This is a genomic window from Sphingomonas parva (ex Maeng et al. 2020) (assembly GCF_004564275.1).
Taxonomy (GTDB): domain Bacteria; phylum Pseudomonadota; class Alphaproteobacteria; order Sphingomonadales; family Sphingomonadaceae; genus Allosphingosinicella; species Allosphingosinicella parva.
The window spans coordinates 1-12,179 of record NZ_SPDV01000012.1 but is presented as its reverse complement, the minus strand read 5'-3'; the positions used below and the strand labels follow the sequence as shown (position 1 = coordinate 12,179).

Below are 12,179 nucleotides of genomic sequence, written 5' to 3'. Positions count from 1 at the left end.
TTTCATGCGTCTCCGGGCGTGAGGTACAGGGTGGAAAGCGGGGGTATGGTGATCTCCGCCGACGCGGGAAGGCCGTGCGCCGGGTGCTCGGCCGCGACGACGCTGCCGAGATTGCCCATGTCGCTGCCGCCGTAGACCGCCGCGTCCGAGTTGAAGATCTCGCGCCAGCGGCCCGCGGACGGCAGGCCGATGCGATAGAGGTGCCGCGGCACCGGGGTGAAATTGCTGACCACCGCCACCGGCGGATCGCCGGGGCCGCCGAAGCGCAGCCAGGCGAGCACCGACTGGTCGGCGTCGTCGGCGACGATCCAGCGGAAGCCCTCGCCCTCGCAGTCGCGGGCGTGGAGTGCCGGGACGCTCCTGTGCAGCCGGTTCAACTCCGTCACCGCCGCCTTCAGGCCGGCGTGGAGCGGCTCGCCGAGCAGATGCCAGTCGAGCTCGGTGCCGAACGCCCATTCCTTCAGCTGGCCGAACTCCTGGCCCATGAACAGCAATTTCTTGCCGGGATGGCCCCACATGAAGCCGTAATAAGCGCGGGCGGTGGCGAATTGCTGCCAGCGGTCGCCCGGCATCCGCCCGACGATCGACTTCTTGCCGTGCACCACCTCGTCGTGGCTCAGCGGCAGGATGAAGTTCTCCGAAAAGGCGTAGTGCAGCCCGAAGGTGAGCTGGTGGTGGTGGAAGCGGCGGTGGACCGGCTCGCGCGACACATAGTCGAGCGTGTCGTTCATCCAGCCCATGTTCCACTTGAAGCCGAAGCCGAGCCCGCCGGCATGGACCGGGGCCGAGACGCCGGGCCAGGCGGTCGATTCCTCGGCGATCGTCATCCGGTCGGGAAAAGCGCCGTAGAGGATCGCGTTAAGCTCGCGCAGGAACGCCTCGGCCTCGCGATTCTCGCGCCCGCCCTCGGCGTTCGGCACCCATTCGCCGGCGGCACGCGAATAATCGAGGTAGAGCATCGAGGCGACCGCATCGACGCGCAGGCCGTCGATGCCGAACACCTCCAGCCAGTAGAGCGCGTTGGCGATCAGGTAATTGACCACCTCGCGCCGGCCGAAATCGTAGATCGCCGTCCGCCAGTCGGGGTGGAAGCCGCGGCGTGGATCGGGATGGTCGTAGAGATGGGTGCCGTCGAAACGCGCGAGGCCGTGGACGTCGCAGGGGAAATGCGCCGGCACCCAGTCGAGGATCACGCCCAGGCCGGCGTCGTGCGCGGCGCGGACCAGGCGGCCGAAGCCGGCGGGATCGCCGAACCGCCGGGTCGGCGCGAACATGCCGATCGGCTGGTAGCCCCAGCTGTCGTCGAGCGGATGCTCGGAGACCGGCAGGAACTCGAGATGGGTGAAGCCCATCTCCGCCGCATAGGGCACGAGCCGCTCGGCGAGCATGTCGTAGCTGTTGAAGCCGCCGTCCGGCCGGCGCTGCCACGAGCCGAGATGGACCTCGTAGATCGACATCGGCGCCCGCCGCGGATCGGCCGCGCCCGCATAGGCTCCCCGCGCCTCGGGAAAGGCGTCGAGCCGCTCGACCACCGAGGCGGTGCCCGGCCTCAGCTCCGAGCCCATGCCGACCGGATCGGCCTTTAGCGGCAGCAATTCGCCGCCGGGACCGATGATCTCGTATTTATAGCCTTCCCGGGCTTCGAGCTCGGGGACGAAGATCTCCCAGATGCCGCTGTCGACTCGCTTGCGCATCGGATGGCGGCGCCCGTCCCAGCGGTTGAAGTCGCCGACCACCGCGACCCGGCGCGCGTTCGGCGCCCACACCGCGAAGGCGACGCCGGCGACGCCCTCATGGACGATCGGATGGGCGCCGAGCCTCTCCCACAGGCGGCGGTGCGCACCCTCGCCGAGCAGATGGTCGTCGAGCGGCCCGAGCACCGGCCCGAAGCGATAGGCGTCGGCCAGCTCCCAGGCCTCCTCGCCGCGCTCGGCGCGAAAGCGGTACGCCGCGAGATCCCCCGCGATCAGCCCCTCGAAGAACCCGTCGTCATGGACCCGCTCGAGCGATCCGAGCGTCTTGCCTCTGCCGTCGATCAGGGTGAGCCGCTCGGCGCCGGGAACGAAGGCCCGGACGACGGTCCCCGCCTCGTGCTTGTGCGGCCCGAGGATCGCGAACGGGTCCGCATGGCGGGCGGCCGCGATCGCGGCCACCTCGGCCTCGGAGATCCGCCAGGCGGCGGCGCTCTTTCCTATCTTCCCGGCGGTACGTTCCAGATGTCCTCCGCATATTCCCGAATGGCACGATCCGAGGAGAACCAACCCATCTGCGATATGTTCATCATCGCGCTCGTCCACCAGCCTTTCGGGTCGCGCCAGCGAGTCGCCACCTCGGCCTGCTTCGCCGCATAAGCGTCGAAATCGGCCGAGACCAGGAAATGATCGTGGAAGGTGATCGCGTCGATCAGGCCGCGGTAGCGTTCCGGCTCGTCGGGCGAGAAGCGGCCGGAGCCGATCTCGTCCAGCGCCTGGGCCAGCGTCGGCGAGGCGGCGATCGTCTCGCGCATGTCGAGCCCGGCCGCCCGGCGCGCCTCGACCTCGGCCGCGGTCATGCCGAAGATGAAGATGTTGTCCTGGCCGACATGCTCGAGGATCTCGATGTTGGCGCCGTCCAATGTGCCGATGGTCAGCGCGCCGTTCAGCGCCAGCTTCATGTTGCCGGTGCCCGAGGCCTCCATGCCGGCGGTCGAGATCTGCTCCGAAAGGTCGGAGGCCGGGATGATCCGCTCGGCCAGGCTGACGTTGTAGTTCGGCAGGAACGCGACCTTTAGCCGCCCGCGCAGCGTCGCATCGGCATTCACCACCCGGGCGACGTCGCCCGCCAGTTTGATGATCAGTTTCGCCTGGTGGTAGCTCGCCGCCGCCTTGCCGGCGAAGATCTTGACCCGTGGCGTCCAGTCGGCGGTCGGATGGGCCCGCATCGCGCCGTAGAGCGCCACCGTCTCGAGGATGTTGAGCAGCTGGCGCTTGTATTCGTGAATGCGCTTGATCTGGACGTCGAACATCGCGTCCGGATCGACGCGCACGCCGCAGCGCTCGTCGATGATCGCCGCCAGCCTCTCCTTGTTCGCCCGGCGCACCGCCGCCAGCCGGCCGTGCAGCGCCGTGTCGTGCGCGTGCTCGGCGAGGCGCGCCATCCGCTCCGGATCGTCGAGCACCTGCGGGCCTGCGACGTCGACCAGCAGCCGGGTCAGCCCCGGATTGGCCTCGTGCAGCCAGCGCCGGAAGGTGATGCCGTTGGTCTTGTTGACGATCCGCCCCGGGAAATGCGCGTGGAAGTCGCGGAACACCGTCTCCTTCATCAGCTCGGTGTGCAGCGCGGAGACGCCGTTCACCCGGTGCGAGCCGAGGAAGGACAGCGCGCCCATCCGCACCCGCCGCGGGCCGTGCTCGTCGATCAGCGACACGGCGGCGAGCGTCGCCTCGTCGCCGGCGCCCTGCTTGCGCAAACGATCGAGGTGGAGCGCGTTGATCAAATAGATGATCTGCATGTGGCGCGGCAGCAGCCGCTCCATCAGCGGCACCGGCCAGCTCTCCAGCGCCTCGGGCAGCAGGGTGTGGTTGGTGTAGGAGAAGACGCGGGTGGTGATGTCCCAGGCCTTTTCCCAGCCGACATGGTGCACGTCGACGAGCAGCCGCATCATCTCGGCGACGCCGATCGCAGGATGGGTGTCGTTGAGCTGGATCGCGACCTGGTCGGGCAGGGTGTCGATCGGCTCGCTGTCGAGATGGCGGCGGATCAGGTCCTGGAGCGAGGCCGAGGCGAAGAAATATTCCTGGCGCAGCCGCAATTCCTCGCCGGCCGAGCTCTCGTCGGACGGATAGAGCACCTGGCTGATCGCCTCGGCCCGCGCCCGCGCCTCGAGCGCGCCGACATGGTCGCCGCGGTTGAAGGCGTCGAGCCGCAGCGGATCGGGCGCGCGCGCCGACCACAGGCGCAGCGTGTTGACGTGCCGGCCGCGCCAGCCGACCACCGGCGTGTCGTAGGCGATGGCGTCGACCGTCTCGGCCGGCGTCCAGGCCGCCGGGCCGTGGCCGTCGGTGCCGTCGGCATGGACCGCCTCGACCGTGCCGCCGAAGCCGATCGGGATGGCGATCTCGGGCCGCTCGAACTCCCAGGGATTGCGATGGGTCAGCCAGGTGTCGGGGAATTCCTGCTGCCAGCCGTCCTGGATGACCTGGCGGAACAGGCCGTTCTCGTAGCGGATGCCGTAGCCGTGCGCCGGGATGCCGAGGCTCGCCATCGATTCCATGTAGCAGGCGGCGAGCCGGCCGAGGCCGCCGTTGCCCAGCGCCGGATCGGGCTCGAGGCTGCGCAGCGCCTCGAGGTCGACGCCGAGTTCGGCGAGCGCCGCCCGCATCGTCTCGGTGAGACCGAGGTTGTTCAGCGAGTCCATCAGCATCCGGCCGATCAGGAACTCGAGGCTGAGATAATAGACGCGCTTCTTCTTCTCGGCCTTGGTGGTGCGGGTCGAGGCCATCCAGCGCTCGATGGTCCGGTCGCGCACCGCCAGGCACGTCGCCAGGAACCAGTCGTGCTCGCGCGCCGCGATCGGGTCCTTGCCGACCGAATAGGCCAGCTTGCCGACGATCAGCCGCCGGAGCGCCGCCACATCCTCGTCCTGCGACGGCAAAGCGAGCTGGCTCACGGCGCCCTCTCCCAACTGGCTGGCGGTGAAACGATGATAGCCCATGGAATTCCCGGCAAAAGCACAAAGCGCGCAGCCTAGGGTGACGTCATGACCCCCGCAATGTTGGAATTGTGCTTACGCGCAATCCTCCCCGTCCGCCCCGCGGACGGGGAGGGGGACCAGCCGTAGCCGCAGGCGAAGGCTGGTGGAGGGGTAATGCGAGTCCGCCGCGAGGAAAAGCCGAACCTGCACTCCATGGCGCACCACGTGGCGATGGGGTAATCTACCCCTCCACCATCCGTCGCTGCGCTCCGGCTGGTCCCCCTCCCCGCGCTGCGCGCAGGGAGGCTGAATGCGGCGGGCTTCCGCGGGGTCGAGGGCTATGGAGTCACCGACAAATGCCGCCGTGCTCAGGGCCCGGGCTTTGCGCAGGTCGATGAGCCCTCCTGAGCATCTGCTCTGGCGGGCGCTGAGGACTCGCCCTGCCGGCCGGAAGTTCCGTCGCCAGCACCCCCTCGGTCCGTTCGTGGCCGACTTCTACTGTGCCGCGGCGAAGCTCGTCATCGAGGTGGACGACGCCGCTCACGGCCTGGGCAATCGACCCCGGCAGGACGCACGCCGGGACGGCTGGATGGCCGCGCAGGGTCTTCGCGTGATTCGATTCGATGCCGCCGACGTGATGAACAACCTGGAGGCGGTGGTCGCGGCCATCGCCCGCGAAGCAGTCCGCTGAGCGCCAGCAGTCCCCCTCCCCCTCGCCTGCGGCGACGGGGAGGAGTGCAATTCACGTCACCACATCCGGCCGCGCCCGGCCGGTGATCCGCGCGATCCCGGCCAGCTCTTCGGCCGCGGCGATCAGCGGCTGCAGCGCGGTGCCGACGTCCATGCCGAGGTCGCCGCCCGCCGGCTCGTAGCGCTCGAGATAGACGCGCAGGGTCGCGCCTTCGGTGCCGGTGCCGGACAGGCGGAAGACGATGCGCGAGCCATCGTCGAACCGCACCCTCAGCCCCTGGTTGCGGCTGAGCGACTGGTCGGTCGGGTCGAGATATTCGAAATCGTCGGCGCCGGCGACGGCGAGGCCGTTCGCCCGCGTACCGGCCAGCCCGCCCAGACGCGCGCGCAGCCCGTCCATCACCTGGTTCGCCGCGTCGACGGCAAGCGCCTCGTAATCGTGCCGGGCGTAATAATTGCGCCCGAAGCGCGCCCAATGGTCGCGCAGGATCTCGGCGACGGAAACGCGCCGCTTCGCCAGCACGTTGAGCCAGAGCAGCACCGCCCAGACCCCGTCCTTCTCGCGCACGTGGTTCGAGCCGGTGCCGGCGCTCTCCTCGCCGCAGATCGTCACCAGCCCCGCGTCGAGCAGATTGCCGAAGAACTTCCACCCGGTCGGAGTCTCGTAGAGGCCGATGCCGAGCGCCTCGGCCACCCGGTCGGCGGCCTGGCTGGTCGGCATCGAGCGGGCGATGCCGGCGATCCCGCCCTGGTAGGCCGGGGCGAGATGGGCGTTGGCGGCGAGCACCGCCAGCGAATCCGACGGCGAGACGAACATCCCCTTGCCGATGATCAGGTTGCGGTCGCCGTCGCCGTCGCTCGCCGCGCCGAAATCGGGCGCGCCCTCGCCCATCATCTCGTCGTACAGCGCCTTAGCGTGGACGAGGTTCGGGTCGGGGTGGTGGCCGCCGAAATCGGGCAAAGGCGTGCCGTTCACCACACTGTCCTCCCGCGCCCCGAGGCGGCGGAAGATCTCCCTTGCATAGGGGCCGGTCACCGCGTGCATCGCGTCGAAGCGGATGCGGAAGCCGCCGGCGATCATCTCCCTTATCGCCGCGAAGTCGAACAGCCTCTCCATCAGCTCGGCATAATCGGCGACCGGGTCGACCACCTCGACGACCATGTCGCCGACCCGGCTCTCGCCGTCGCGGTCGAGGTCGACGTCCGGCGCGTCGGCGATCAGCAGCCGGTCGATCTCCCTGGTCCGCGCGTAGATCGCGTCGGTCAGCTTTTCGGGCGCCGGTCCGCCGTTCGAGACATTGTACTTGATCCCGAAATCCTCGTCCGGGCCGCCGGGATTGTGGCTGGCCGAGAGCACCAGGCCGCCGAGCGCCTTGCGCAGCCGGATCAGGTGCGACGCGGCCGGGGTCGAGAGGATGCCGCCGCGCCCGACGATCACGCGGGCGAAGCCGTTCGCCGCCGCCATGCGGATGGCGGTCTGGATCACCTCGCGATTGTAGAAGCGGCCGTCGCCGCCGATCACCAGCGCCGCGCCCGCCTTGCCCTCGACGACGTCGAACACCGCCTGGATGAAATTGGCGGCATAATGCTCCTGCTGGAACACCCGCACCTTCTTGCGCAGCCCCGACGTGCCGGGCTTCTGGTCGGCATAGGGGCGGGTGGCGACCTGGTTCATTCTAGCCTCTCATTCCGGATGCGACACGAAAACGCCTGGCCCCGCCGCCGGTTGCGGGCAAGGAAGTTCTTTATTCCTCCCCTCCCCATCGGGGGAGGGGGTAGGGGGTGGGGCAGCCGCGAGGGGGCTCGATGCCCCTGAGCGGCTCATGGCGCCTTCGGCCCCATCGCGGGGCCTCAGCCGCCACCCACCCCGCAATCCCCTCCCTCGAGGGCGGGGAGGTAAGAAGAAAGGGGCGGAGGCGCCCTCACACCCTCCTCACCGCCCACGGCGCCTCGTCGAACAGCTCGGCCACCGAGAAGGTCAGGCCATCCACCTCGATCGTCGTCTCCCCCCACCAGGCCGGCGCGATCCGCAGATCCCCCGCGCCCTTCAGCGGCTCGGCGACGTGCAGCGGCACCGCAACCAGCACCCGCTCGCCCTCGCGCTCGCGCAGGAAGGCGAAGACGTTTTCCGCCCGCGGGCCCGTCGCCTCGACCCGCCGGAACGCGCCGCGCGCGAACAGCGCCGGGCTCTCGCGGCGCAGCGCCAGCGCGCCGGCGATCGCGCGCTGCTTGACCGCCCCCGAGCGCCACCCCCCGTCGCCGCCGCGCTCCAGCGCCGCCACCCGCGCCGCGAAATCGACCGGCCGGCGGTTGTCCGGATCGACCAGGCTGAAGTCCCAGAACTCCGTCCCCTGGTAGCAATCGGGCACGCCCGGGACGGTGCAGCGCAGCACCGCCTGGGCGATGCCGTTCAGCGCCCCCGCCGCCTCGATCTCGGCGACGAAAGCGTGGAGCTCGCCGGCGAAGGCCGGGCCGGTGAGGTGGCGGACGAGGCCGGCGCAGGCCGCTTCATAGGCCTCGTCGGGCTGGGTCCAGGACGAGCGGAGCTTGGCCTCGCGCAGCGCCTTGGTCTGCCAGGCGATCACCCGCTCGGCGAACGCGCCGACCCCCTCGGCATCGCCCGGATCGAGGTCGAGCGGCCAGGCGCCGACCAGGGTCTGGAGCAGGGCGTAGGCGTCGCCGCGATCGACCTCGTCCGGCACCAAGGACAGCCATTCGCGCGCCGCCTCGATCCAGCGCTCCGGCCGCTCGCTGAGCACCGCGAGGCGGGCGCGGACGTCCTCGCCGCGCTTGTGGTCGTGGGTCGCGGTGGCGAGCATCGCATCGGGGAATGTCGCCAGCCGCTCCGCGCCCGCCGCGGCGAAATGCTCCGGGGACGCCGCCAGCCGCGCCGGATCGAAGCCGACGTCGGTGCGCGACAGCAAACGGCCGTAACGATAGAAAGCCGTGTCCTCGACCGCCTTGGCCGAGACCGGCGCCGAGAGCTGCTGGAAGCGCCGCACCGCCTCGCGCATCAGCCCCCTGTCGCCCGGCCCTTCCCCGGCCAGCCAGCCGACCACCAGGTCGACCAGCGGCGCCTCGGCCGGTCCGACCTCGTCACGCGCCCGCGCCGCCGCCCGGTCGCGGATCCAGGCGTCGCTCGCCGGCGCGTCGGGCCCGTAGGTGCGATAGGCGGGAAAGACCGAGAGCAAAAAGGTCAACGCCCGGCGCAGCGCCCCGGCCGCGACGTCGCGGGTCGCGAGGTCCGAGCGGGCCAGCGCGTGGAAGGCGGAGACCGCCGCCGCCAATTGGCCCGAGAAGCTGCGCGCGAGGATCTCGAGCCGCGCCGCTTTCTCCTCCGCGGCGAAATCGGCCGGCCGGCCGCTGAGCTCGGCCCAGAAGGCGCCGAGCGGCTCCGCGCCGCGCGCGTCGTGGAGCAGGGCCGCCGCCGCGTTCATGTAGTCATAGCCGCTGGTCCCGTCGGTGCCCCATTCCTCGGGCAGCCGCTCGCCCTCGGCGAGGATCTTCTCGACGACCAGATAGGCGGGTCCCTTCGGCGCGTCGTCCGGCCGTGCGGCCGCCGCCGACGTCAGCGCGTCGCGCAGCCGCCGGCAATAGCCGCCGGGATCGGCGAGGCCGTCGACATGGTCGATCCGCACCCCGTCGATCAGCCCCTCCGCATAGAGCCGCAGCGGCAGCGCGTGGACCGCGTCGAACACGGCTGGGTCCTCGACCCTCAGACCGGCCAGCTCGGTGATCTCGAAGAAGCGCCGCCAGTTGATCTCGTCGCCGGCAACCCGCCACCAGGCCAGCCGCCAGTGCTGCCGCTCGAGCAAAGCGTGGAGCCGCTCGCGACCGCGCGGGTCGCGGCCGTCGTACAGCGCCCTGAGCCGCGCCAGCGCCCCGCCCTCGGCGAGCAGCGCCGCCTGATCCTCGCGCCGGATCGGGAAGCGGTGGGTGCCGTAGGCGACAATCGCGAAGCCGCGCCCATCCTGGTCGAGCACCAGGTCTCCCGACGCCAGCGCCTCGGCGTAGGGCGCGCCGAGGAAGGGCGCGAGCACCTTCCCCTTCAGCGCCGGATCGGCCGGCGCCCAGTCGACGTCGAAGAATTTCGCATGGTCGCTCGCTTCGCCTTTCTCGAGCAGGTCGAGCCACCATTCATTGTCGCTGCCGCCCACCGCCATGTGATTGGGCACGATGTCGAGGATCAGGCCCATCCCCCGCGCCCTCAGCGCCGCAACCAGCGCCCGGAACCCCGCCTCGCCGCCGAGCTCCGGATTGACCCGGGTCGGATCGACCACGTCATAGCCATGGTTCGAGCCTGCCCGCGCCGTGCCGATCGGCGAGGCATAGACATGGCTGATCCCGAGCGCGTCGAGATAGGGCACGAGCGGCAGCGCGTCGGCAAAGGTGAAGCCGGCATGGAACTGCAGCCGGTACGTGGCGCGGGGCGGGAGGGGGGTGGTCATAAGTCCTCCCTGTCAGCGCGCAGCGCTGATGGGGAGGGGGGTGTAGGCGCGGCGGCATGCCAGCGGCATGCCGAGAGCCGCAACCGGCTGCGGAGCAGCCGTCGGCCGAAGGGTGGTGGAGGGGCCGGGTCGAACGAGGCGGGGCCCTGCCCCTCCACCGCGCTGCGCGCGGTCCCCCTCCCCATCAGCGCTGCGCGCTGACAGGGAGGACTGGTCACGCTGACCCTCATTCCCCCTTCCTCACGCTGTCGATCCTCTTCACTCTCGCCTCCGCGCCCCTGAACAAATTCTTCGCATTGTCCGGCATCCGCCGCCGCCAGTTGGGGTGCTCGTCGACCGTCCCCGGCAGGTTCGGCGCCTCGTCGAGCCCGAACAGATCCTCGGCCGGGAACAGGGCGAGCGCGCAGGACGTCGCCGCGACGAAGGCGCAGGCGGCGTCGACCGCCGGCGCCGGATCGTCGAGCGCCGGCTCCGGCCCCTCGGCCAGCCCCTCGTTGACCGCCTCGCGCCACAGCCGGGTCCGGTCCTCGGCCCGCTCGGCCCGCGCCTCGTCCATCGTCTCGCCGGTCAGCTTCTCGCGCCAGTCGAGGTCGCGCCCCTGCCACCAGCCGGCGACCGGCGGCAGGTCGTGGGTCGAGGTCAGCGCCACCGCCTGCGCGTCCCACCATCGCGGCGGGCGGAAGCCATTGTCCCAATGCCGCTCGAACGGGAGGACGCGCATGCCGTAGAGGCCGCGCGCGATCATCCCCTCGCGGAATCCCGGCGGGATGACGCCGAGATCCTCGCCGATCACCGCCACCCGCGCCCGGTGCGATTCGAGCGCGACCAGCCGCATCAAATCGGCCTCGGGCATGGTCACATAGGCGCCCTCGGTCGGCGATCCGCCCTCCGGCACCAGCCACAGCCGCCGCAGGCCCAGAGCATGGTCGATGCGGATCGCGCCGGCGTGGCGCATCGCGGTCCGCAGCATGCGCAGGAACGGCGCGAAGCCGCTGCGGCGCAAAGCGTCCGGCGCGAAGCCGGTCAGCGCCCAATTCTGCCCCGCCGCCTGGAACAGGTCGGGCGGCGCGCCGATCGACAGGCCGGAGAGCAATTCCTCGCGCGCGCTCCAGGCGTGGCTGCCGCCCGGATCGAGCCCGACCGCGAGATCGGCGACCAGCCCGATCGTCATCCCCGCGTCCTTGGCCGCGCCCTGCGCCCGGCCGAGCGACAGGTCCGCCGCCCATTGCAGGAACATCTGGAAGTCGATCTCGCGAACATGGTTCGCGGCGAATTCGGCCACCGCCGGCGAGGCGGGGTCGCGATACTCGACCGGCCAGTCCTGCCAGCCCCTTGCGCCGGTCTCGCGGAAGAAATGGCCGTGCAGCGCCTCGAACACAGCGTGGCGGCGCAGCGCCTCGCCCTGGTGTTCGGCCCAGGCGCGGAAGGCGCCGGCGCGCAGCCACTCGGCGTTCGAATAGCCGCGCCGGAAGCCGAGCTCGAGCGCGCCCAGCCGCGCCCGCGCGGCGCCCGCCCAGTCGATCAGCGGCGGCGCCTGCGGCCCGATGCTGTCGGCGACGCCGGCCACGCCGGGATCGATCAGCAGCGGGTTGAGCCACTCGCGGCTCGACGGCGAATAGGGGCTGCAGCGCTCCGGATCGGCCGAGAACAGGGCATGGACCGGGCTGATCGCCAGCGCATCGGCGCCCCGCGCCGCCGCCTCGGCGGCGAAGTCCGCGACCGCGCCGAAATCGCCCAGCGCCCGCCGCGTCCTGAGCGCATAGATCTGCACCGACGCCCCCCAGGCGCGCCCGCCGCCCCGCGCCACCGGCAGCGGCCAGGCCCGCGCTGGCGCGACGGCCAGCGTGACCACGCCGCCGTCATGCTCGAGCCGGTGATAGCCCGGCGCGTCGATCGTCAGCCCCGCGACATCGACATCGCGCGCGCTCCCGTCCTCGAGCACCAGCCGCGCCCGCCCGGCGAGCCCCGGCACCTCCACCGGCGCGCCCGCATCGGCGGTGACGAACGAGGGGGTCTCATCGGAGCGCAGCCGCCGCATCGCCTCGGCGCAGTCGCTGGCGGTTGCGCAATCATGCCCCAGCGCCGTGAGGATCCGCCGCACGTTCTCCAGCGCCACCACCTGCGGCGCCCCGACCGCGTCGTTCCACTGCACCTGCACCCCCGCCGCTTCGGCGAGAGCGAGCAGCGCCTCGTCATCCGTCATTGCCGTGCCTCCCGGGAGGCTCCCGGCCCCTCCACCGCACTTCGTGCGGTCCCCCTCCCCATCCGCTTTGCGGACAGGGAGGATGAGGCGCCGACTCGCTCGACAGTCCTCCCTGTCGCCGCAGGCGATGGGGAGGGGGACCATGCGAAGCATGGTGGAGGGGCCG

The 12,179-nt window shown here is 71.1% G+C and carries 6 protein-coding genes; 1 reads left to right on the top strand and 5 read right to left on the bottom strand.

Going from position 1 to position 12,179, the window contains the following annotated elements; translation table 11 throughout:
- Window positions 1-2: 2 nt before the first annotated feature.
- Together glgB and E2493_RS07735 are read right to left on the bottom strand one after the other, a co-directional pair.
- Window positions 3-2,153, bottom strand: coding sequence for a 1,4-alpha-glucan branching protein GlgB (gene glgB, locus E2493_RS07740; RefSeq protein WP_225421222.1), 2,151 nt, complete (start codon window positions 2,151-2,153; stop codon window positions 3-5).
- Window positions 2,154-2,191: 38 nt separating this feature from the next.
- Window positions 2,192-4,648: a glycogen/starch/alpha-glucan phosphorylase gene (locus tag E2493_RS07735; RefSeq protein WP_225421221.1), complete on the bottom strand. Its 2,457-nt coding sequence runs from the start codon at window positions 4,646-4,648 to the stop codon at window positions 2,192-2,194.
- 334 nt (window positions 4,649-4,982) lie between these two features.
- Here E2493_RS07735 and E2493_RS07730 point away from each other — a divergent pair, with 334 nt between their 5' ends.
- The gene (locus E2493_RS07730) at window positions 4,983-5,363 is read left to right on the top strand and encodes an endonuclease domain-containing protein (RefSeq protein WP_318531686.1); all 381 of its coding nucleotides are present in this window, start codon (window positions 4,983-4,985) and stop codon (window positions 5,361-5,363) included.
- Window positions 5,364-5,414: 51 nt separating this feature from the next.
- Here the strand turns inward: E2493_RS07730 and E2493_RS07725 are convergent, their stop codons facing one another.
- The 3 genes from E2493_RS07725 to malQ form a co-directional block, all read right to left on the bottom strand.
- On the bottom strand, window positions 5,415-7,037 hold the full coding sequence (locus E2493_RS07725) for an alpha-D-glucose phosphate-specific phosphoglucomutase (RefSeq protein WP_135085414.1): 1,623 nt from the start codon (window positions 7,035-7,037) through the stop codon (window positions 5,415-5,417).
- 247 nt (window positions 7,038-7,284) lie between these two features.
- Complete coding sequence (gene treY, locus E2493_RS07720) at window positions 7,285-9,810, bottom strand: malto-oligosyltrehalose synthase (protein WP_135085412.1); 2,526 nt, start codon at window positions 9,808-9,810, stop codon at window positions 7,285-7,287.
- A 226-nt stretch (window positions 9,811-10,036) separates the two neighbouring features.
- Window positions 10,037-12,013, bottom strand: coding sequence for a 4-alpha-glucanotransferase (gene malQ / locus E2493_RS07715; RefSeq protein WP_135085410.1), 1,977 nt, complete (start codon window positions 12,011-12,013; stop codon window positions 10,037-10,039).
- Window positions 12,014-12,179: the final 166 nt, after the last annotated feature.

Bases quoted from the DNA above. Each gene is read 5' to 3' on its own strand.
- E2493_RS07730 (WP_318531686.1), top strand. From the start codon at position 4,983: ATGCGGCGGGCTTCCGCGGGGTCGAGGGCTATGGAGTCACCGACAAAT.
- treY (WP_135085412.1), bottom strand. From the start codon at position 9,810: ATGACCACCCCCCTCCCGCCCCGCGCCACGTACCGGCTGCAGTTCCAT.
- malQ (WP_135085410.1), bottom strand. From the start codon at position 12,013: ATGACGGATGACGAGGCGCTGCTCGCTCTCGCCGAAGCGGCGGGGGTG.
- E2493_RS07725 (WP_135085414.1), bottom strand. From the start codon at position 7,037: ATGAACCAGGTCGCCACCCGCCCCTATGCCGACCAGAAGCCCGGCACG.